The following is a 21519-nucleotide window of genomic DNA, read 5'->3' as shown; positions in this document are numbered from 1 at the left end:
GCTAGCCTGCCGCCATGACCGCTGACAACGAGGTCCGCTTCCGTTCCGTCCTGGACGACGTCGCGGCGTACAAGCCGGGCCGGCCGCCGGAGCGCACCGACGGGCGCCCGTCGTTCAAGCTGTCCAGCAACGAGAACCCGTATCCGCCGCTGCCGGGCGTGCTCGCCGCCGCCACCGAGGCCGCCGCGAACATGAACCGGTACCCGGACATGGGCGCGCTGCCGTTGCTGGAGGCGCTGTCCGAGCGGTTCGACGTACCGGTCACGCACCTGGCCATCGGGACGGGGTCGGTCGCGGTGCTCTACCACCTGCTCCAGGCCGCTTGCGGCGAGGGCGACGAGGTCGTCTACGCGTGGCGGTCGTTCGAGGCGTACCCGATCGCGGTGCAGCTGACCGGCGCGACCTCCGTCCAGGTCCCGCTGACCGACGACGCCCGGCACGACCTCAAGGCTATGGCAGCGGCCATCACCGATCGCACCAAGGTCGTCATGATCTGTACGCCGAACAACCCGACCGGCCCGGTCGTCCACCGCGACGAGCTGGTCGAGTTCCTCGACGGCGTACCGCGCAACGTGCTCGTCGTACTCGACGAGGCCTACCGCGAGTTCGTCCGCGACACCGAGACGCCCGACTGCACCGAGATGTACCGCGACCGGCCGAACGTGGTCGTCCTGCGGACCTTCTCGAAGGCCTACGGGCTGGCCGGCTTCCGGATCGGCTACGCGATCGGCCATCCGCCGGTGATCGCGGCGATCCGCAAGTGCGCGCTGCCGTTCGGGGTCAGCGAGGTCGCCCAGGCGGCCGCGATCGCCTCGCTGCGCGCGGAGAAGGAGCTGCTGGACCGGGTCGAGGCGCTCGTGGCCGAGCGGACCCGGGTCGTCGGCGAACTCCGCGCGGCCGGCTGGAACGTGCCCGAGACGCACGCGAACTTCGTCTGGATGCCGCTCGGCGACGAGACGCTGGCCTTCGCCGAAGCCGTCCAGGCCGAGGGTGTCTCGGTCCGGCCGTTCCCCGGTGACGGTGCCCGGGTGACCATCGGCGAGCGCGAAGCCAACGACCTCTTCCTGACTATCGCGTGCGCCTGGCGCCGGTGAGGAACCTGATCTGGATCTCGGGCGCATCCGCCGGGATCGGGGCCGCCCTGGCGGTCAGTACGCCGTACGCCGATGCGCGAGTGATCGACCTGTCCCGGAGGGGTGGAGTGGTCGAGCACTTCGCGGCGGACCTCGCGGACCCCGCCGACTGGGTGCGGGTCGAGGAGCACTTCGCCGCGGAGCTGGATGGATTCGACGGCGAGCGGGTGATCTTCGTGCACAACGCCGGCACGGTCGTACCGATCGGATCGGCGGCGAGCGTGGATGCGGCTGCTTATGCGCGGGCGGTGCTGCTGAACTCCGCGGCGCCGCAGGTGCTCGGGCGCGCGTTTCTGCGGGCGACCGCGGGGCTCGACTGCGAGCGGCAGTTGGTCATGTTGTCGTCGGGTGCCGCGACCAAGGCGTATCCGGGCTGGTCCGCCTACAACGCGGGCAAGGCGGCTGTTGAGCACTGGGTGCGGACGGTCGGGCTCGAGGAAGCGTCGATCGAGCGGGAGAGCGCGGGCGCGCTCAAGAGCTGCCGGGTGATCGCGGTGGCGCCGGGAGTGGTGGACACGGCGATGCAGGGCGAGATCAGGGCTGTCGACGAGCAGGCGTTTCCCGCTGTCGAGCGGTTCCGAGAGCTCAAGAGTTCAGGCGGGCTGAGTACGCCGGAGCAGGCCGCGGCCGGGTTGTGGGGCGTGATCGAGGCGCAGTACCCGACCGGGTCGGTGCTCGACCTTCGGGATCTCCCCGCCTGAATCCAGCCTCGCCCGACCTGAGTGCCGTGACAACGCAATCGCCCGGCCCCCGCTGGGACGGGGGCCGGGCGATGTCGTACTTCTGGAGCCTGAGAAGCGGCACCGGGAAGGAGTGAGGCTTGCTTCCCGATGCCGCTTCGAGGTGTTGCTACCGGTTGATCACCCCACCGAGGCGATCCGTCCGGTGTCCATCATCACTACTGACCAGGGAGAGGTCAGTTGTTCTGCTCGGAGTCCTGCTCGCAGGTCTTCAGGATGTCCGTCGTGTTGGCGTCGTTGCCGATGCCGAGGATGCCGGAGATCGTGTTCACAGCAGCGGCCCCGCCGACGGCGTTGATCGGGACGTTGTTGTGGCAGGCCTGGAACGGGCCGACGTTGTTGCGGCTGACCGAGACGAGGCCGTCGTCGCCGACGCGGTACCACTTGCCACCGTGGTTGTTCTGCTCCGAGCCCTGCTCGCAGGTCTTCACGGCGGTGGCGTGGTTGCCGTCGTTGTCGATGCCGACGATGCCGACGATGTCGTCAACGGCAGCGGAGCCGCCGACGGCGTTGATCGGGACGTCGTTGTGGCAGGCCTGGAACGGGCCGACGTTGTTGTCGTTGACGCCGACGAGACCGCCGTTGTCGCGGACGAAGTACCAGTTCTTGCCGCCCTTGGCGTAGCCCTTCAGCGCCGAGGCGTCGGTGACACCGCCGGTGGCCTTGGTGCTGTCGTCGATCATGTTCGCGCTGACGACAGTGGCCAGGCCCAGCGTGGCAACGGTCGCCACTGCCGCTGCAGCGGCGATCTTGCGTGTTACCTGCATTATGCGAGGTTTCCTTTCGGGTATGACGGATTCGTCTTAGTGGGTAACGACGGGTGATGGAGAGGGTTACAAATTTCGTCGCCACTTTTTTGGTTCAGGCGGGAATCCCCGGGTAGCCATAGCGGCCGAGTGATGAGTTTGTTGCCGCAGCAGGAAACTGTCTCTGACCAGGCAACTTGTCACCCAGGCGGGGCAACCGGCGGGTAGCCGGAGGTGAGTGCGATTCGTTTTCGCCCGGCCGTAACCGATCGGCGGTTTCGTCGTTGTCTGATCGCGGGCGAACGATTGCCCGTCATTCATGGGGTATTTTCGGCGGGCTCGGTGGCCGGCGAAATGGCATTACCATGACGAAACGGATAGTCACGCATCATTGCCGGAGTTTCGCGCCGTGTTTTTTCGGGGCACGGCGCCGGCTCGGCAACACGGACCCGCTGCCGCGCGCATCGGCAGCGGTGGGAGACCCGGGCACCCCATGGGAGCCCGGGTTCTTCCTTTTTCAGGCGTACTAAGTGGTGCGGCGGCGTTCGGCGCTGACCACCAGGGCGACGCCGACCACGACGATCGCGCCACCGAGCAGGATCTCGGCGGTGACCGGCTCGCTGAGGATCAGCCAGCCGAGCAGCACCGCGACCGCCGGGTTCACGTAGGCGTAGGTGCCGATCAGTGAGATCGGGGCGTTGGCGAGCAGGTAGGAGTAGGCGGAGTACGCCAGCAGCGAGCCGAAGACGACCAGGTACGCGAGGGCGATCCAGCCCTTCGGTTCGATCGCGTCGAGGTGCAGCCGGCCGGGCTCACCGGCCAGTACGCCGATCAGCAGCATCGCCGTACCGCCGATGACCATCTCGTACAGGGTGGCGAGCAGCGGATCCTTGGGGAGCCCGAGTCGCGGGGAGAAGCGCGAGCCGACTGCCCAGCTGATCGTGCCGGCGACCAGGATCGCGACCGAGAGTGGTTTCGCGCTGGTGTCGCCGCCGGACAGGGCGAGCAGGGCCGCGCCGGTGAATCCGATCAGGACGCCGAGCCAGGTGAGTGCGCGCGGGCGTTCGCCGCCGCCGACGCGGAGCAGCATCAGCCAGAGCGGTACCGCGGCGACCAGGAGGGCGGACAGGCCGGACGGGACGGTCTTCTCCGCGATCGCGACGGCGCCGTTGCCGAGGGCGAGTAGTAGCAGTCCGACAACGGCTGAGCCGAGGAGTTCGCGGCGGGTGACTCGCAGACGGGTGACGCCTGATTTGAGCGCCAGGAACGCGGCCAGCAGGAGGGCGGCGACGAGGAAGCGGGTGCCCATGCCGAGCATCGGCGGGATCTTCGCCTCGACGACGATCCTGATGCCGAGGTAGGTCGAGCCCCAGACGACGTAGACCACCGCGAGGGCCGACCAGATCATCGCCGCGGAGGCCGGCTTGACGGTGGCCTCCGGTAGTACTGCGGGCGCTGGCGCGGCGGCGGTCATCGCGGTTCCCCTCCGATGTCATGGGTCAAATACAAGAACGATGCTGACAGTAGTCCGGCGTCGCTCCACCCCACAAGCCAGTTTTCATCTGCTGGTCGGGCGCCGGTCATCCACCGCGGTGACGCTGACCGCATGCGCATCCCACTAGCCGTCCTCCTGGCGGTCACAGCCACAACAGCACTCGCCTCGCCTCCGGCATCGGCCCGAAAAGGCGAGGTGGGGGAGGTGCCACGCCTGGTGGTGGGTGGCGCATCAGCCGCGGCTTCGCCGCAAGCCGCGTGGGCGGCGTCCTCGCCTCGTCCGGATCCAGCGGGAGCCGCGCCTTCGGCGCGCGCTGGGTCCTCGCGCTTCGTCGCTCCGGTGGGTGGTCTGCTGGTGGAGGCGCAAGCCGCGGCGGAGACGGCGCCTAACTGGGATGACGAGGCTGGTGGGGATGCGAATGCGGATGATCCGGCGATCTGGGTCAGTGGCTCGCGGCCGGCGAAGAGTGTTGTGGTTGGGACGTTGAAGCACGGTGGGTTGACTGTGGTGGATCTGGCGGGGCGGGAGTTGCAGCACGTGGCGACGCCGGTGGGTGGGCGGTTCAACAACGTTGACGTTGTTGCTGGGGTGGTGGTCGGGGGGAAGCGGCGGGATCTGGCGGTGGTGAGTGATCGGGGGCTGGACAGGCTTCGGGTGTACTCCGTCGACCAGCGGGGGGCGGATGCCAAGGAGAAGGTGCTGACTGATGTCACGAGTCCGACGGCTCCTCTTGTGTTCAGTAAGGACGATGCGGAGGTTGAGGAGCAGCGGACGGCGTACGGGGTTGCCGCGGTGAACCTCGGGGGCCGGGCATTCGTCGCTGTCAGTCGTCGGAGTGAGACGCGGATCGGGCTGTTCCGGCTGGTCGCTGACCACAGCGGCAAGATCAGCTACCAGGCCGTGAAGCAGTTCGACCTGCCATCGACCTTCCGTCTGTCCAACGGATCGACCTGGTCACCATGTGAGGACCCGGGCGACCGCCCGCAGGTCGAGGGCATGGTCTTCGACCAGACGACGGGCACCCTGTACGCCGCCCAGGAGGACGTCGGCATCTGGCGAGTACCGGTCGCCGGCCGTCCCACGCTGCTGGAGAAGACCCGCGAATTCGGTCAGCCGGCGGCATACGACGAAGAGACCGAGGAGTGCGCCCCGACCGGCCCGCTCTCGGAAGACGCCGGCGAGCACCTCAGCGCCGACGCTGAAGGACTGACGATCGCCTACCGCGGCGCCGCCAAGACCCTCTACGCGTCTAGCCAGGGCGACTCCACCTTCGCCAGTTACCGGATCACCGCCAAGGGCATCGAGTACCGCAACGGTTTCAAGGTCGTTGATGGTCCGGCAGCGGACGGCGTACAGCACAGTGACGGTGCCGCGGTCACGACCGAGCCGCTCGGGCCGCTCTTCCCGCACGGCCTGCTCGCCGTCCATGACGGCGAGAACACCCCTGGTGACGGCGACCGGGAGGGGACCAACTTCAAACTGGTACGCCTGGAGCAGTTGCCCTGATCGAGACCGGTTTGTGACACAGATCGCACGAAACCTCTCGATGCGATCACGACGGAGCGATTTAAGCCTGACGACGGTCAGAGATATGACCAGTGGCTGGACTGGTGTCTCATCGCGAGACGGCTTTCGGTACCACCGTACAAGTCGGCGTCCAGACAGTTAGCGCAACAGCAACCTGCTGGGTACGGTGTCCGGCAAGATGGGCAGTGATACCAGTGAGGAGGTTCACTGCCGAGCGGTAGGTACCACCCTGCATCAACCTGGATCCACGCGGTCCCGCCTGCGAAGCCTCACCCGGCTGGCTGGGCCGGGGCCCGTGCAAAGTTGCGGTCGCGGCGATCCCGCGCTCGAACCCGAGGAGTGCATGTGAGTGAGTCGGTGCCGGGCCTTGCCCCGGAAGTGTTCGCGCCCGTCGAGGCGCCGGTCAGTCCCTCCCAGGCCTCCGAGGAGGTCGAGTTCGTCCAGCTGCTGACGCCCGAAGGTGAGCGCGTCGAGCACCCGGACTACTCGTTCGACCTCGACGACGAGGCGATCAAGGGTTTCTACCGCGACATGGTCATGGTTCGCCGGATCGACACCGAGGCGACCGCGCTGCAACGGCAGGGCGAGCTGGGCCTGTGGGCCTCGCTGCTCGGCCAGGAAGCCGCCCAGATCGGCTCCGGCCGCGCGCTGAACACCAACGACATGGTCTTCCCGACCTACCGCGAGCACGGCGTCGCCTGGTGCAAGGGCGTCAACCCGCTGAACCTGCTCGGCCTGTTCCGCGGCGTCGACCAGGGCGCCTGGGACCCGCGCGACAACAACTTCCACCTGTACACGATCGTGATCGGCGCCCAGACGCTGCACGCGACCGGGTACGCGATGGGCCAGCAGCGCGACCACGCGGTCGGCGACGAGAACGGCGAGGCCACGATCGCGTACTTCGGCGACGGCGCCTCCAGCCAGGGCGACGTGAACGAGGCCTTCATCTACGCCTCGGTCTTCAACGCGCCGGTGGTGTTCTTCTGCCAGAACAACCAGTGGGCCATCTCGGAGCCGATCGACCGGCAGACCCGGATCCCGCTGTACCAGCGCGCGGCCGGCTTCGGTTTCCCCGGCGTCCGGGTCGACGGCAACGACGTACTGGCGACGTACGCGGTCACCCAGCAGGCGCTCAAGCGCGCTCGGGAGGGCAGCGGGCCGACGCTGGTCGAGGCGTACACGTACCGGATGGGCGCCCACACCACCTCCGACGACCCGACGAAGTACCGGCTGTCGGAGGACCTGGAGTACTGGAAGCTGAAGGACCCGATCGAGCGCGTGAAGGCCTACCTGGCCCGCTCGATCGGCGTCGAGCACGAGTTCTTCGAGCAGATCGAGGCCGAGGCCGACCAGGTCGCCGCGACGCTGCGCGCGGGCTGCCTGGCGATGCCCGACCCGAAGATGACCGACTTCTTCGAGCACGCGTACGTCGAGCAGACCCCGCAACTGATCGAGCAGCGGGCGCAGTACGACGCGTATGCCGCCTCCTTCGAAGGGGAGCGCTGAGATGACCAAGATCAGCCTGGGCAAGGGCATCAACCAGGGCCTGCGGGCCGCCATGGAGAAGGACCCGAAGGTCCTGATCATGGGTGAGGACATCGGCAAGCTCGGCGGGGTCTTCCGGGTCACCGAGGGTCTGCAGAAGGACTTCGGCGAGGACCGGGTGATCGACACCCCGCTGGCCGAGTCCGGCATCATCGGGACCGCGGTCGGCCTGGCGCTGCGCGGGTACCGGCCGGTCTGCGAGATCCAGTTCGACGGGTTCGTCTTCCCGGCGTACGACCAGATCATCAACCAGGTCGCCAAGATGCACTACCGGTCGATGGGCAAGCTGAAGATGCCGATCGTGATCCGGATCCCGTTCGGCGGCGGCATCGGCGCGGTCGAGCACCACTCGGAGTCGCCGGAGACGCTGTTCGCGCACGTGCCTGGTCTCAAGGTGGTCGCGGCCGGCGACCCGGTCGACGCGTACTGGATGATTCAGCAGGCGATCGCGACCGACGACCCGGTGGTGTTCTTCGAGCCGAAGCGCCGGTACCACGAGAAGGCGGAGCTGGACGAGAGCGCCGGGGCGGCGTACCCGCTGTTCAAGGCGAAGGTGGTCCGCGAGGGCGCCGACGCGACGCTGTTCTGTTACGGCCCGATGGTGAAGACCTGTCTGCAGGCGGCCGAGGCGGCGCTCGAGGACGGGCGCAACCTGGAGGTCGTCGACCTGCGCTCGATCGCGCCGCTGGACCTGGCGACGATCTTCGCGTCGGTCAAGAAGACCCGGCGCGCGGTCGTCGTGCACGAGGCGCCGCTGTCGCTCGGCCCGGGCTCGGAGCTCGCCGCGCGGGTGAGCGAGGAGTGCTTCTACCACCTCGAGGCGCCGGTACTGCGGGTGACCGGTTTCGACACTCCCTATCCGCCGTCGCGGATGGAGGAGGAGTACCTGCCCGACCTGGACCGGGTACTCGACGCCGTCGACCGGGTGATGGGGTACTGATGGGCATCCAGCAGTTCCGCCTCCCGGATGTGGGAGAAGGCCTGGTCGAGGCCGAGATCGTCAGCTGGAAGGTCAAGGTCGGCGACACGGTCAAACTCAACGACACCGTCGTCGAGATCGAGACCGCCAAGTCCCTGGTCGAGCTCCCTGTTCCCTTCGCCGGCGTGGTCGCCGAACTCCTCGTCCCCGAGGGCGAGACGGTCGACGTAGGCACCCCGATCATCTCGGTCGAAACCGCCGACCCCACCCCCGGCGACCTGACCCCACCGGTCAGCTCCGGCACCCCCAAGGAAGACCTCGTCCCGTCCCTCCCGGACGACGAGACCATCGAACCAGGCAAGATCGGCGGCACCGCCCCCGGCGGCCGCACCGCGGTCCTGGTCGGCTACGGCCCCAAAACCACCGAAGCCAAACGCCGCCCCCGCAAGGGCGGAGCGCCCGCGGAGGTCGCTGCAGGCGGGCCGGCCGGAGGCCTGGCCTCGCCGACCCCGGTGGCTCCGGCTCAGGTTGCCTCCGTAGTAAATGAGCCGGTCGCACCCACCTCCACCTCAGCTTCCGCCGAGGTTGCCGGAGGCAACGAGGCGAGCGTGCACGTGCTGGCCAAGCCGCCGGTGCGGAAGCTGGCCAAAGATCTTGGGATTGATCTGGCTGCTGTTACGGCGACCGGGCCGGGTGGGGTTATTACCCGGGCCGATGTGGAGAACCACACGTCGGCGGCGCCGACTCAGGTGGTTGCTGCTCCTGTGGTGAGTGCGCAGGGGGACACCCGGATTCCGATCAAGGGTGTGGTGAAGGTGATGGCTCAGGCGATGGTGAGCAGTGCGTTCACCGCGCCGCATGTGACCGAGTGGATCACCGTCGACGTCAGCGCCACGATGGAGCTGGTGGAGCGCCTCAAGAAGGACAAGGCGTTCAAGGACCTGCGCGTCTCGCCGTTGCTGATCGTCGCCAAGGCGGTCACCCTGGCGGCCCGGCGTACGCCGATCATCAACGCCACCTGGGACGAAGCCAACCAGGAGATCGTGATCAAGAGCGCGGTCAACCTCGGCATCGCCGCGGCCACCCCGCGCGGGCTGATCGTGCCGAACATCAAGTCGGCCGAGTCGCTCACCCTGCCCGAGCTGTGCGGCGCCCTGAACGACCTGGTCGCCGTCGCCCGCGAAGGCAAGACCCAACCTGCTGACCAAGCAGGCGGCTCGTTCACGATCACCAACGTCGGCGTCTTCGGCGTCGACGCCGGTACGCCGATCATCAACCCCGGCGAATCCGCGATCCTCGCCTTCGGCGCGGTCCGCAAGCAGCCCTGGGTGGTCGACGACGAGATCGTCCCCCGCTGGATCACCACCCTGGCCCTGTCCTTCGACCACCGCCTGATCGACGGCGAAAAGGGCTCCACCTTCCTCGCCGACGTCGCCTCCATCCTCGAGGACCCAGCCCGCGCACTGATGTTCTGAGGTAGTACAAAAGGAGAGAGGGGATCCCGGGCGGGGGATCCCCTCTCTCTGTTTGTGGGCGCTAGGTGGTTACCAGCGCTTGACGCCGTCGAGGGCGTCTACGAGGCCTTCGCCGAAGAAGGCGTTGTTGGCGACGGTGCCGGTGCAGCGGGCGTCGATGACGGCCGGGCAGGCCTGGTCGTCGGCGTCGGTGCGGAGCGCCTTCTCGATCTCGGCCGGCTTCAGCCACGGGCGGCTCGACTTGATCAGTGCGGCGACGCCGGTGACGTGCGGGGACGCCATCGAGGTACCGCTCTTCAGGCCGTACTTGCCACCGGGGATCGTGGACAGGATGCTGCTGCCCGGCGCGGCCACGTCGATCTTGTTCAGGCCGAAGTTGGAGAAGCCGCTCCGCGCCTTGGTCTGGGTGGTGCTGGCGACCGTGATGACGCCCGGGAGCTCGGTCGGGATGTCCAGGCAGTCGTTGTTGATCGTCCGGGTCACCGGGGTGGTGTCGTTCGGGCTGCCGGAGTCGGTGGTCTTGTTGGCCAGGTCGTAGTTCGAGTTGCCGGCGGCCGCGACCGAGAGCACACCCTTGCTGGTCGCGAAGGTGACGGCCCGGCGGACGGCCTCCTGGACCGCGCCCTGGTCACCGTCGTCGTTGCACCAGAACTCCCACGGGTCGATGAAGTAGCTGTGGTTGGTGACGTCCATCTTGTGCTCGGCGGCCCAGACCCAGCCGCAGATCGCGTACTCCGGGTAGATGAAGCCGTCGTCGTTGACCACCTTCACCGAGGCGATCCGGACGCCCGGGGCGACCCCGACGATGCCGACGCCGTTGCGGGCGGCGGCGACGGTACCGGCCACGTGGGTGCCGTGGTCGCTGGTGGTCGGCCGCCACACACCGGGGGTGGTGTCCGGTACGCCGTTGTTGTTGCAGCTCACCGAGTCGGCGGCGTCGAAGTTCGGCGCCAGGTCCGGGTGGGTGTCGTCCACGCCGGAGTCGTTGATGCCGACCAGGACCTTGCGGCTGCCATCGGACTGCTCGTGGGCCTTGTCCGCCTTGATCTGGACCATGTCCCACTGCTCGCCCTCACGCGGGTCGAGTGCCGGGATGGACTCGCCGGCCTGCAGGCCCTTGGCGGCGGCCGTCTTGGCGGCCGTGCCGACCGGGCCCTCCTTGACGGCGGCGGTACGGGTCGCGCCGACGGTCTGGACGCTCTTGCCGTTCTTGCCGAGCTTCACGTCGGTACGGAAGTTCGGGTTGGTCGACTGGGCGATCACCACACCGAGGTCCTTGTACGACTGGACGACCGTGCCGCCGGCCGCCTTGATCGCCTCTTCGGTGCGGTCGACGTGGATGGCGACCGGCTTGGTGTTCACCACGTAGTTCATCAGGATCCCCGGCTCGGCCGCGACGGCGCCCGATCCGGTGGCCGAGACAGGGGTGGCGTGAGCAGCGGCGGTGCCGGCGCCGACGAACGCCAGGGCCACAACGGCCAGGCCGGCGCTCAGCCGACGGGTACGCGAGCGTGGGGTCAAGACAATCTCCTCATCAGGGGCGATCGGACGGGAACGCTGGCCGAACTCTAGAACGCATCGCGGCGCCAGGGGCCGATCGACTCGGAAAGCACGGGAAACCCTTCGTCCACAACAGCCCACATGCTGTGGACCGACCTGTGGATAACTCGGTGCCTGGGAATGAAACGAGCGATGGATTCTGTTGCGTGTAAGATAGATACAACAGAGATACGTGACGTGAGGGGTGTTGTGGGTAGCGGGGTGCCCGGCGAGGAGCCGGCGAGTGGGTTGGTGCTGGGTGATGAGACGACCGAGATTGCACGGATAGTCGCGGACGCGGCGCCGGGGGTGGAGAAGATCCCCGCGGCGGAGCGCGTCTACGCATATGTGAAGGCAGCGATCCTCGACCGGGTCTACCCCGGCAACGAGCTGCTGACCGAGGGGGAGCTGGCCACCGCGGTCGGAGTCTCCCGTACCCCGGTCCGAGAGGCGCTGCTCCGGCTGGAGGAATCCGGCCTGGTGAAGCTGTACCCGAAGAAGGGCGCGCTCGTCCTGCCGGTGCTGGCCCAGGAGGTCAACGACGTACTGGAAGCGCGCGAGCTGATCGAGACGCATGCCGCAGCGAAGGTCTGGCCGCGCCGCAAGCAACTGGTCGACAAGCTGGTCCCGCTGGTGCAGGAGATGCGCACCCACCGCAAGGCCGGTGACGCGAAGGCCTTCCTGGTCGCCGACCGGGTCTTCCACGAGGCGATCGTCGGTGCCGCGGGCAACGAGATCCTGGCCAAGCTCTACAACAGCCTGCGCGACCGGCAGGTCCGGATGGGCGTGCCGGGGATCGAGATGCAGCCGGCCCGGATGGACAAGTCCATCGCCGCGCACCAGGAGATGATCGACGCGCTCGGCGGCAACAGCGCCAAGCGCTTCCGCGAGCTCGTCATCGACCACATCCACGTCGCCGCGACGGATCTGCGAGGCGGGCAGTGACCGACCTCCTCTTCCCCCTGGGCGGTCGGCGAGCCTGGGCGGTGTGGGCCACTGCTGTCTTCACCTACCTGGTGACCGTGCTCCACCGCGGCTCGATGAGCGTCGCCGGCCTGCAGGCGGCCGAGCGCTTCCACATCTCCGCTTCCGCACTCGCCAGCTTCACCGTCGTCCAGCTGACCGTGTACGCCGCAATGCAGGTGCCGGTCGGCATCCTGCTGGACCGGTACGGCTCGAAGCGGCTGCTGATCGCGGCCTCGGGTCTCCTGTTCGCCGCGCAGTCCGCGTTCAGCCTGGTCGATTCCTACCCGGCCGCACTCGCAGCGCGCGCTGTGCTCGGCGTCGGTGACGCACTGGTCTTCATCAGCGTGCTCCGCGTCGTCATGTCCTGGTTCCCCGCGCTAAAGCAGCCCGTGATGTCGCAGGTGACCGGCATGCTCGGCGGCCTCGGAGCGATCGTGTCGACGGTGCCGATGGCCGCTGCGTTCCACGCATTCGGCTGGACGCCCACGTTCGCCGGCGCGAGTCTGCTCAGCCTGGTGGCCGGCCTGGCCGTCCTCTTCCTGCTGAAGGACAGTCCGTACGACGTATCGCCACACCGCACCAAGCAGCCGCTTTCCCTGGTACGCCGGAACCTCCGCCGTGCCTGGCGTGAGCCCGGCACCCGCCTCGGACTCTGGACGCACTTCACCACCAGCTTCTCGGGTGGCACGTTCGGACTGCTCTGGGGCTACCCGTTCCTGGTCCAAGGCCAAGGCGTCGCGCCGACCACGGCCGCGGCGATGCTCATCCTGCCGGTGCTGGCCGGCTTCTGTTACGGCCCGCTGGTCGGCCGGTACGCCGCGAAGTTCCCGTTCTACCGTTCCTGGATCGTGCTGGCCGTGATCGCCGGTTCGGTGCTGATGTGGACCATCGTGCTCGCCTGGCCCGGCCGGGCCCCGATGCCGGTACTGCTCCTGCTGATCGTCGTCCAGGCAGCCGGCGGACCTGGGTCGATGCTGGGCCTGGACTACGCCCGGACCTTCAATCCGACGACCCGCTTCGGCGCGGCCAACGGCATGGTCAACACCGGCGGCTTCATCGCCATGCTGATCTGTATCGGCATGGTCGGCATCCTGCTCGACGCCTCCTCGGGCGGCGCCCCGCAGACACTCGGCGACTTCAAGACCGCACTGGCCTTCCAGTACGTCCTCTGGACCATCGGCACCATCCAGATCCTCCGCTACCGCCGCCGCGCCCGCGCCACCCTGGCCCGGTACAACCCGGACGTCTACGAAGCGTTGCGCGCCAACCAGATCGTCCCCCTGAAGGCAGACACCACGGAACTCACCAAGGTGAGCTGAGACAGTCCTGACAGCGCCTGGCACGGGCTACCAGCCAAGTGCCAGGCGCCTGTCAGCGCTTGGGCGCACGGTTGTCCCAGTAGCACTCATCTGGGAGGAACCAAATGTCCACCGATACCAACGTCGCCATCTCGGCCGAGGGTCTGGTCAAGAGATATGGCAGTACCACCGCGCTGGATGGCGTGGACCTGACCGTGCCGACCGGCACCGTGCTCGGGGTCCTCGGGCCGAACGGCGCAGGCAAGACCACTGCGGTCCGGATCCTCGGTACCTTGCTGAGGCCGGACGCCGGGCACGCGACCGTCGGCGGCTTCGACGTCGTCCGGCAAGCGCCGCGGGTCCGCGAGATCATCGGGCTGACCGGACAGTACGCCTCGGTCGACGAGGACATGTCCGGCCGCCGGAACCTGGTGATGATCGGCCGGCTGCTCGGTATGCCGCGGGATCAGGCCAAGACCCGCGCGACCGAGTTGCTGGACCGTTTCGAGCTGTCCGACGCAGGGGATCGGATCGCCAAGACATACTCCGGTGGCATGCGCCGTCGCCTCGACCTGGCCGCGAGCCTGGTCGGCAACCCGAGCATCCTCTATCTGGACGAGCCGACGACCGGCCTCGACCCGCACGCCCGCAACGGGGTGTGGGACACCATCCGCAACCTGGTGCTCGACGGTACGACGGTGCTGCTGACGACGCAGTACCTCGAAGAGGCCGACGCGCTGGCCGACTCGCTGCTGGTGTTCGACAAGGGCCGGGTGGTGGCCCAGGGGCGGCCGGCCGAGCTCAAGGCACAGGCCGGCAAGCAGTCGCTCGACGTCCGGCCCGCTGAGCCGGGTCATCTCGAGCGGGTCGCCGCGATCGTCTCCGAATCCGTCGGTACCCGGCCGACCGTCGACGTGGTGAACGCCCTCGTCAGTGTGCCCGTCTCGGACGGTACGTCGATGCCCGTGGTGGTCCGCCGGCTCGACGAGGCCGGGATCGCCGTCACCGAACTGTCCCTGCGACTGCCGAGCCTGGACGAGGTCTTCCTCGCCCTGGTCGGTCACGCCGCTGAGGAATCGCCCGCCGACGTCCTGGAAGGAGCGGTCCGATGAGCACCGCCACACTCGAACCGGCGGCGGCCGACGCGGCCCGTCGCAACCGTCCGTTCGCCTGGGCGGAGCAGAGCCTGACGCTTGCCTGGCGCAACATCGTCCGGATCCGGCAGAACCCCGAAGCCCTGGCGGACGTGACGTTCCAGCCGATCATCTTCCTGGTGCTGTTCCTGTTCGTCTTCGGTGGCGCGGTCGCCCAGGGCGGAACCTGGCACGACTACCTGCCGTTCCTGCTCCCCGGTCTGCTCGTGCAGACGGTCGTCTTCTCGACGATGGGCACCGGGGTGGCGCTGAACGACGACTTCGCCAAGGGCGTCTTCGACCGGTTCCGCAGCCTGCCGATCGCCCGGGTGGCGCCGTTGATCGGCGCGGTGCTGGGCGACGCGGTCCGGTACACGCTGTCGATCGTGATCTTGATGACCACCGGGTTCGTGCTTGGGTTCCGGTTCCAGAACGGGGTCGGCAACGGGCTGCTGGCCTGCCTGATCGTGCTGGTGTTCGCGCTGTCGCTGTGCTGGATCTGGGTCTGGCTCGGGCTGAAGCTGAAGACCGCGCAGGGTGTGCAGGGGATCGCCTTCCTGGTGATGTTCCCGCTGACCTTCGGCAGCAACGTGTTCGTCCAGACCAGTACGCTGCCGGGCTTCCTGCAGGCCTTCGTGAACGTGAATCCGGTCAAGTACCTGGTCGACACGATGCGCGGCCTGATGCTCGGCGGCGATGTTCAGAAGCCGCTGCTGATCACCCTGGCCTGGATGGTCGGCCTGGTCGCGGTCTTCGCACCCCTGGCAATCCGCGCCTACCGCCGGCGGACCTGAGCAAACAGACAACAGCCGGTGGAGTCCACAGGGTCTCCACCGGCTGTTCAGTCATGGCGGAGCGATCTGGCTAAGATGGCAAGAGTTCACGCACGGGGTATCGACAAGAGGTGCAATGAGCGAACCCTCCGAACGCCGCTATTCAGGTCGCTCCGTGGAGGAGTGGAAGGCGGCGCGACGGGAACGTCTGCTGGACGCCGCGCTGGAGCTGTTCGGGACCGACGGCTACCCCGCGACCTCGGTGGAACGGCTGTGTGCGCAGGCGAAAGTGTCGACCCGGCACTTCTACCACGAGTTCCAGAACAAGGAAGCCGTGCTGCTCGCGGTGCACGCCCAGGTGATCGAGCTGGCGGTCCGCAGTACCGGTGACGCGCTCGCGGCGACCGCCGACGCGCCCGTCCGGGAGCGGATCGTGGCGGCCGTCGACGGCTATCTGCGGACCATCATGGCCGACCTGCGCCGGGCCCGGATCTCGTTCGTCGAGGTGGTCGGCGCGAGCCCGGCGGTGGAGGAGCAGCGGATCGCCTTCCGCGAGTTGCTGATCTCCAGCGTCGTCGGCGTCGGCGAGGTCGCGGTGTCGCGCAACGAGCTGACCCGCAAGGACTTCCGCTTCGTCGGCCTGTGCTTCATCGGCGCGGTCAACACGGTCGTCTACGACTGGATGCTGACCGAGCCACGCCCACCGGAGGAGCAGGTCCAGACCGCTCTGCGCGACCTGGCCGTCTCACTCATGCTCGGCTGATCCGCCACCCGTCCGCAACGAGCCCGTCGGTCCGGAGCCAGTCCGGATCGAGCCGCTCTCGCGGGCCGGATCGTCGGCTCTGCCGATCAGCAGCCCAGCGAGACCGGCGGAAACCTCAGGCAGGTTGAGCCGCTTGCGGAGCTCACTGGACCCGTCCTCGCGGCCCAGCGCGGCACCTGCCTCGTACGCCGTCTCGTAGCGCGCGTCACCGAGCTCTGCACGCAAGCGCTCGACGGTACGGCGTACGTCGGAGTCCGGGATGCTCCGCATACCGCGCAGACCGACGGCGATGCCGATCGTCCGGGCAGCCAGCTCGTAGTCTCCGGCCAGCAACTCCACCTCGGCGGCTGCCTCGACGATGCCCGACGCCAGCGGCATGTCCTCCGTGTTGAGCGCAAGACCGACCGCCTGCTTGGTGTAGTCGCGAGCCACGTCCAACTCGCCGCGGGCGACAGCCACCCGGCCGAGCTGGCTCAGGATCATCGCCTGTCCGTGCGGCGCGACCCGCTCGGCCACCAGATCGAGCATCTCGTACGCCCGATCCGCCAGGTCCTTGGCGTCGTCCAGCCGGCCCTCGCGCCGGGCCAGGGTGCTGAACCCCATCAACGCGATCGCTTGCCCGCCACGGCTTCCGTGCTCCTCAGCCAGTTGCAGTGACCGGGTCAGGTCGGCCCGTGCGCCGTCGTGGTCGCCCAGTTCGGCGCGGCTCTGAGCGCTCTGGGCCAGGAGTTGCGCGACGCCTTCGGTGGTACCGAGTTCGTCGACCAGTTGCAGCGCCTCGTTGAGTGACGCCAGCGCGCCTTCGTGGTCGCCCCGGCCGGCCTGATGACTGGACAGCCCGCGCAGCGCCAACGACGTTCCCCACCGGTCGCCGAGCGCGCGGAACCCGTCCAGCGCGGTGGTCAGGTCGACGGCCATCTCCTCGACCTGGCCCTCGTTCTCGCGGAACATCGCGGTCATCATCACGGCCATGTTCCGGACCCAGGGATCCTCGTTGTGGCTGGCCTCTTCGAGCTCGCGGAAGCAGGTCGCCTTGTCCCGGCGGACCATCGCCCAGACGGCATTGGTGAACCGGCCGACCCCCGACTCCGCGACGACCCGGTGCCGGCGGCTCAACAGCCGCACCTCGGCCAGACCGCGGATCGCACCACCGTACGAGGCGGACGGATCCTCGCCGTTCGAGAGGGTGCCGAGGGCGTACATCATCAGCGTGGTCGCGCGGATCAGCGGATGGGTCGGCCCCTTGAGTTCGAGCGCGGCCTCGAACCAGGTGACCGCCTCGGTCGGGCGGCCGCGCATGTTCCAGTACTCGCCGAGCACCGAGACGAGGTCGAGGGCTGTCTGCGCGTCGCCGGCGTCGACCGCCGTACGCAGCGCGTCGAGCAGGTTCTCGTTGTCCGCGTCGAACCGGGCGATCCACTGCAGTTGCTCGCCGGTGTGCAGCTTGGGCCGAGCCTGCCGGAGCAGCTCGCTGAAGTACGCGGTGTGCGCCTCCCGGATCAGCGCCGACTCGCCGGATGCTGCGAGCTGCTCGGCACCGTACGCCTTCACAGTCTCGAGCATCCGGTAGCGAACCGATCTGTCGTCGGCAGCGGCCTCGACCAGCGACTTGTCGACCAGTGAGGCCAGCACACCGAGGACTGCTTCCGGCGGCAGGCCTGGACCGCTGCAGACGCGTTCGGCGGCTTCGAGCGTCGCGCCACCGGAGAAGAGGGACAGCCGTCGCGCTACTGCTTGCTCGTCGTCGTCGAGCAACTCCCAGCTCCACTCCACGACCGCGCGCAGTGTCTGGTGGCGAGGGAGCGCGGTCCGGGAACCGCTTGTGAGCAAGCGGAATCGGTCGTTGAGCCGGTCGACGATCTGCAGCGGGGTGAGCGCGCGGAGTCTCGCCGCTGCCAGCTCGATAGCGAGCGGCATGCCGTCGAGGCGGCGACAGATCTCGGCGATCGCCTGTCGGTTGGTGCTGGTGACGGCGAAGTCAGGGCGGACTGCCCGGGCCCGGTCGACGAACAGCTGGATGGACGGGTACGTGTCGTCGGTACTGTCGATCGGCGGCAGCCCGAGGGGGCCGACCGGATGCAGGTGTTCGCCGGGGATGCTCAGCGGCTCGCGGCTGGTGGTCAGCACGCGCAGCCGGGGGCAGGCGGCGAGCAGGGAGTCGACCAGGTCGGCGACCTCCTGGACGAGATGCTCACAGTTGTCGAGGACGAGCAGCACGCGGCGGTCGGCGACCACCTCGACGAGTCGCTGGGTGGCCGCGCGGCTGCTCGGGAAGTGCTTCGGAGCCAGGCCCAGCTGGATGCTGTCGACGTACTCGCTCGCTCCGAGCGCGCCGAGGATCGCGGGCGCTACGTCGGCCGCGTCGGCGAGTGGGGCCAGCTCGACGAACCAGATGCCGTCGCCGGTCTGCTCGACCAGCGACCGGCCGGTCTCGGTCGCCAGCCGGGTCTTGCCGGCGCCACCTGGGCCGACCATGGTGACGAGTCGCGTGCCGTTGCTGAGCAGGCGAGCAAGCTCGGCCACATCATCGGCCCGGCCGACGAAGCTGGTCATCGGGGCTCGCAGGTTGCTGCGCGGGGCCGACGTCTGAGCAGCCGGTACTACGGGAGTCGTGGCGACCGGGTCGATCGCGTCTCCGCGGAGTACGGCCACGTGGAGTTCGCGGAGCCGGGCGCCCGGGTCTGCGCCGAGCTCGTCGGCCAGGGTGGAGCGGACTCGCTCGTACGCCGCCAGTGCTTCGGCTTGGCGGCCGTCGGCGTACAGGGCTCTGATCAGGAGTTCGTGGACGCGTTCGCGGAGTGGGTGGGTTGCGGTGACGCGCTCGAGCTCCGCGGTGACCTCGCGGGCGTTGCCGCTGGCGATGGCGGCCTCGGCGAGGTCCTCGGAGGCACCTAGCTTCAGCTCCTGGAGGCGGTCGGCCTCGATTGCCGCGAACGGTAGGTCACGGAGGTCCGCCAGAGCGTCACCGCGCCACAGTCGCTCGGCTTGGGTGAGCAGTGCCTTGGCCTGGCTGGGATCGGTGGTGAGCAGCTCGCGGCCCCGGCGTACCAGCTCTTCGAACTGCAGCGCGTCGACGGACTCCGGCGAGATGGTCAGCGTGTATCCGGCCGGGCCGGACTGGACCGAGATGCTCGACTCGGTCGCGGGCAGGCCGGCCCGCAGTCGCGAGACCAGCGACTGCAGGGCGTTCGCGCTGGGCGCCTCGGTACCCCACAGGCCGTCGACCAAGGTGTCGATGCCGACCGGGCGGCCCGCGCTCAGCGCGAGCCTGGCCAGCAGGCCGCGCAGACGGACTCCGCGGACGTCCAGCGGAGATCCGTCGGCCGCCCACATGGCGAGAGGACCGAGCACCGCTATGCGCACGTTCCCACCCTCCCATAAGTGCCCGTCCACACCCCTGTCTTTTGTCACATCCCTACACCCTCGACATGCCTGAAGGCATGTTCGGCGGTTTCCTGCGTGCTGCGCGGCACTCGGCACGGTACCTCGCCGCACTGGAGCAAAGGCCACGATGGAAGAGCATCGAGGCCTTCACTCCAGCACGCCGAGCTACCGCACCGAGCACCTGCTCGCTACTGCAGGAAACCGCCGAACATGCCTTACTGTCAGTTGGTGACCGAGATCTCCGCTCAGACCCAGTCCGCGCTCAGCCGGATCGTCGCCGAACGCCAGGCCAAGGGGCGGGTGCCCGGCCTGGTCGGGGCCGTCGCCCGCGATGGTGGGCTGGCCTGGTCCGAAGGGGTCGGCTCGGCCGATCTGGACCAGCCGGGGGCCGCGCCGACGGCCGATACGCAGTACCTGATCGCCTCGCACAGCAAGACGTTCACCGCGGTGACGATCATGGCGTTGCGCGACGAGGGCAAGCTCACCCTGGACGACCAGCTCGACCAGCTGCTGCCCGAGACCAAGCACGGCGGTATCACCGTGCGGCAGATGCTCAGCCACTCCAGCGGTATGCAGCGCGAACCGGTCGGCGACGTGTGGGACAAGATGGCGTTCCCGAACCGCGACGAGCTGCTGGCCGGCTGGAACGACTCCGAGCGGATCGGCAAGCCGCATCACCGGTTCCACTACTCGAACCTGGTCTACTCGCTGCTCGGCGAGGTGATCGAGCGGCTCGAGGGTCGCAGCTGGTACGACTCGATCAAGGCGCGCATCCTTCAGCCGCTGGAGATGGACCGGACGACCGTCGGGTTCGACGGCGGGCCGGCCGCTCAGGGGTACTACGTGCCGCCGTGGACCGACGTATCGGTGAAGGAGCCGGTGCTCGACATCGGTGCGATGAACGCATGCGGCGGTCTCGCGAGTACTGCCGCGGACCTCGCGAAGTGGGCGTCGTTCATCGCCGACCCTGTGGACTCGGTGCTGTCCGCGGACACCGTCGAGGAGATGTGCCAGCCGCAGATCATGGTCGACGAGCGCTGGACGCTCGGCTTCGGCCTCGGCTTCATGCTCTTCCGCCTCGGCAACCGCGTCACCGTCGGCCACACCGGCGGCATGCCCGGCCACATCACCGGCACCTTCGTCCACCGCCCGTCCGGCACCGCCGGAATCGCCCTGATGAACACCACCTCGGCCCCCGACCCCGCTGGCCTGGCCACCGACCTACTCCTGAAGGTCCTCGAAACCGACGCGGCGAAGCCCACTCCCTGGACCCCCGGCACCACAATCCCCGAAGACCTGAGCGGCGTCCTCGGCACCTGGTACTCCGAAGGCAGCCCCTTCGTCTTCTCCATCCGCGAAGGCGTCCTGCAAGCAGTAGCCCAAGGCGCCCCCGACTGGAAACCCCCAGCCATCTTCGAAAAACTCTCCGAAGACATCTACCGCACAGTCTCCGGCCGCGAAGCAGGCGAACTCCTCCGCATCACCCGAGACCCCTCCGGCACCCCCACCACCCTCCACTGGGCCACCTACCTATGCACCCGCCACCCCTACGCCTTCGGCGAATGGCTGGAGCTTTGACCCTGACATAGCCCACTGACTACGGTTGGCGACAACCGTCGGTCGCGAGTACTTCAGCGATCGGGCGCGGGGCCTCACTTCGGTGGGGCCCCTCCCATACAACTGTCGGGAGATGAGGCGGCCGAGCCGCCCAAACCGGTACGCATAAAAAGAACGACCCCCGAGTAGGGGGCCGTTGCAGCCGGGCGTACCGGCATTCGACCTACACAGTAACACGCCGCGTACGCCATTGTCCCGAACAGGAGAGCAAGGCGTGGGCACCGTCGCCGCTTACATCGATGGTTTCAATCTGTACTACGGCATGAAGAGCAAGTACGGCCGGAAGTACCTCTGGCTCGATCTCGTGAAACTCGTGCGCCAGCTCCGCCCCGACGACGAGCTGGTTCGGGTCCGCTACTTCACCACCATCGTCCGCGGCCGGCCGCGGACCTTTGAAGAGAAGGAAACCGACGTGGCGCTGGCCGTGTCGATGGTCGAAGACGCCGCCGTGGGGTTGGCGGATCTG

16 protein-coding genes and 1 pseudogene are annotated in these 21519 nt (G+C 68.3%); 13 read left to right on the top strand and 4 right to left on the bottom strand.

Annotated elements, in window-relative coordinates; translation table 11 throughout:
* Positions 1–14 precede the first annotated feature (14 nt).
* Both hisC and ACIA12_RS19460 read left to right on the top strand, forming a co-directional pair.
* Positions 15–1094, top strand: a complete 1080-nt coding sequence (gene hisC, locus ACIA12_RS19465; RefSeq protein ID WP_396368408.1) for a histidinol-phosphate transaminase — start codon at positions 15–17, stop codon at positions 1092–1094.
* Positions 1091–1834 (top strand): SDR family NAD(P)-dependent oxidoreductase, encoded by a 744-nt coding sequence (locus tag ACIA12_RS19460; RefSeq protein ID WP_396368407.1) that lies wholly within the window; start codon positions 1091–1093, stop codon positions 1832–1834. Before hisC ends, ACIA12_RS19460 begins: the two co-directional genes overlap by 4 nt.
* A 215-nt stretch (positions 1835–2049) precedes the next feature.
* Here ACIA12_RS19460 and ACIA12_RS19455 read toward each other — a convergent pair whose 3' ends face one another.
* Positions 2050–2640: a hypothetical protein gene (locus tag ACIA12_RS19455; protein WP_396368406.1), complete on the bottom strand. Its 591-nt coding sequence runs from the start codon at positions 2638–2640 to the stop codon at positions 2050–2052.
* Between the two features lie 505 nt (positions 2641–3145).
* Positions 3146–4093, bottom strand: a complete 948-nt coding sequence (locus ACIA12_RS19450; protein WP_396368405.1) for an EamA family transporter — start codon at positions 4091–4093, stop codon at positions 3146–3148.
* 132 nt (positions 4094–4225) lie between these two features.
* Between ACIA12_RS19450 and ACIA12_RS19445 the strand changes: the two genes are divergently transcribed.
* The 4 genes from ACIA12_RS19445 (at position 4226) to ACIA12_RS19430 (ending at position 9580) form a co-directional block, all read left to right on the top strand.
* The gene (locus ACIA12_RS19445) at positions 4226–5620 is read left to right on the top strand and encodes a phytase (protein ID WP_396368404.1); all 1395 of its coding nucleotides are present in this window, start codon (positions 4226–4228) and stop codon (positions 5618–5620) included.
* Positions 5621–5986: 366 nt separating this feature from the next.
* Positions 5987–7147, top strand: coding sequence for a pyruvate dehydrogenase (acetyl-transferring) E1 component subunit alpha (gene pdhA, locus ACIA12_RS19440; protein WP_396368403.1), 1161 nt, complete (start codon positions 5987–5989; stop codon positions 7145–7147).
* A gap of 1 nt (position 7148) precedes the next feature.
* Positions 7149–8126 (top strand): alpha-ketoacid dehydrogenase subunit beta, encoded by a 978-nt coding sequence (locus tag ACIA12_RS19435; RefSeq protein ID WP_396368402.1) that lies wholly within the window; start codon positions 7149–7151, stop codon positions 8124–8126.
* Positions 8126–9580 (top strand): dihydrolipoamide acetyltransferase family protein, encoded by a 1455-nt coding sequence (locus ACIA12_RS19430; protein WP_396368401.1) that lies wholly within the window; start codon positions 8126–8128, stop codon positions 9578–9580. The genes ACIA12_RS19435 and ACIA12_RS19430 overlap by 1 nt, the downstream gene beginning before the upstream one ends.
* 69 nt (positions 9581–9649) lie before the next feature.
* On the opposite strand, the gene ACIA12_RS19425 is transcribed toward ACIA12_RS19430, so the two are convergent.
* Complete coding sequence (locus tag ACIA12_RS19425) at positions 9650–11101, bottom strand: S8 family peptidase (protein ID WP_396368400.1); 1452 nt, start codon at positions 11099–11101, stop codon at positions 9650–9652.
* A gap of 216 nt (positions 11102–11317) precedes the next feature.
* Between ACIA12_RS19425 and ACIA12_RS19420 the strand changes: the two genes are divergently transcribed.
* From ACIA12_RS19420 to ACIA12_RS19400, 5 genes are all read left to right on the top strand, one after another.
* On the top strand, positions 11318–12064 hold the full coding sequence (locus ACIA12_RS19420) for a GntR family transcriptional regulator (protein ID WP_396368399.1): 747 nt from the start codon (positions 11318–11320) through the stop codon (positions 12062–12064).
* A complete protein-coding gene (locus ACIA12_RS19415) occupies positions 12061–13404 on the top strand; it encodes a nitrate/nitrite transporter (protein ID WP_396368398.1) in 1344 nt (447 codons plus the stop codon). Before ACIA12_RS19420 ends, ACIA12_RS19415 begins: the two co-directional genes overlap by 4 nt.
* A 104-nt stretch (positions 13405–13508) precedes the next feature.
* Entirely contained in the window at positions 13509–14495 is a 987-nt protein-coding gene (locus tag ACIA12_RS19410; RefSeq protein ID WP_396368397.1) for an ATP-binding cassette domain-containing protein, read from the top strand.
* Positions 14492–15310 (top strand): ABC transporter permease, encoded by an 819-nt coding sequence (locus tag ACIA12_RS19405; protein ID WP_396368396.1) that lies wholly within the window; start codon positions 14492–14494, stop codon positions 15308–15310. Before ACIA12_RS19410 ends, ACIA12_RS19405 begins: the two co-directional genes overlap by 4 nt.
* A 115-nt stretch (positions 15311–15425) precedes the next feature.
* On the top strand, positions 15426–16052 hold the full coding sequence (locus tag ACIA12_RS19400) for a TetR/AcrR family transcriptional regulator (protein ID WP_396368395.1): 627 nt from the start codon (positions 15426–15428) through the stop codon (positions 16050–16052).
* On the opposite strand, the gene ACIA12_RS19395 is transcribed toward ACIA12_RS19400, so the two are convergent.
* The gene (locus tag ACIA12_RS19395) at positions 16035–19415 is read right to left on the bottom strand and encodes an ATP-binding protein (protein ID WP_396368394.1); all 3381 of its coding nucleotides are present in this window, start codon (positions 19413–19415) and stop codon (positions 16035–16037) included. The two genes, ACIA12_RS19400 and ACIA12_RS19395, sit on opposite strands and share 18 nt — an antisense overlap.
* A 249-nt stretch (positions 19416–19664) precedes the next feature.
* Between ACIA12_RS19395 and ACIA12_RS19390 the strand changes: the two genes are divergently transcribed.
* Together ACIA12_RS19390 and ACIA12_RS19385 are read left to right on the top strand one after the other, a co-directional pair.
* The gene (locus ACIA12_RS19390; protein WP_396368393.1) at positions 19665–21014 is read left to right on the top strand and encodes a serine hydrolase domain-containing protein; all 1350 of its coding nucleotides are present in this window, start codon (positions 19665–19667) and stop codon (positions 21012–21014) included.
* Between the two features lie 301 nt (positions 21015–21315).
* A pseudogene (locus ACIA12_RS19385) lies at positions 21316–21516 on the top strand (hypothetical protein); the annotation flags it as partial.
* Positions 21517–21519 lie beyond the last annotated feature (3 nt).

Source organism: Kribbella sp. NPDC051620, from assembly GCF_044453825.1.
Lineage (GTDB): Bacteria > Actinomycetota > Actinomycetes > Propionibacteriales > Kribbellaceae > Kribbella.
The sequence above is the reverse complement of the archived record's forward strand: the minus strand, read 5'-3'. Positions and strand labels throughout refer to the sequence as shown.

What these genes read in the sequence shown, in the direction of transcription:
- hisC (WP_396368408.1), top strand. Translation starts at nt 15, where the DNA reads ATGACCGCTGACAACGAGGTCCGCTTCCGTTCCGTCCTGGACGACGTC.
- ACIA12_RS19455 (WP_396368406.1), bottom strand. Translation starts at nt 2,640, where the DNA reads ATGCAGGTAACACGCAAGATCGCCGCTGCAGCGGCAGTGGCGACCGTT.
- ACIA12_RS19450 (WP_396368405.1), bottom strand. Translation starts at nt 4,093, where the DNA reads ATGACCGCCGCCGCGCCAGCGCCCGCAGTACTACCGGAGGCCACCGTC.
- ACIA12_RS19445 (WP_396368404.1), top strand. Translation starts at nt 4,226, where the DNA reads ATGCGCATCCCACTAGCCGTCCTCCTGGCGGTCACAGCCACAACAGCA.
- ACIA12_RS19435 (WP_396368402.1), top strand. Translation starts at nt 7,149, where the DNA reads ATGACCAAGATCAGCCTGGGCAAGGGCATCAACCAGGGCCTGCGGGCC.
- ACIA12_RS19430 (WP_396368401.1), top strand. Translation starts at nt 8,126, where the DNA reads ATGGGCATCCAGCAGTTCCGCCTCCCGGATGTGGGAGAAGGCCTGGTC.
- ACIA12_RS19410 (WP_396368397.1), top strand. Translation starts at nt 13,509, where the DNA reads ATGTCCACCGATACCAACGTCGCCATCTCGGCCGAGGGTCTGGTCAAG.
- ACIA12_RS19405 (WP_396368396.1), top strand. Translation starts at nt 14,492, where the DNA reads ATGAGCACCGCCACACTCGAACCGGCGGCGGCCGACGCGGCCCGTCGC.
- ACIA12_RS19400 (WP_396368395.1), top strand. Translation starts at nt 15,426, where the DNA reads ATGAGCGAACCCTCCGAACGCCGCTATTCAGGTCGCTCCGTGGAGGAG.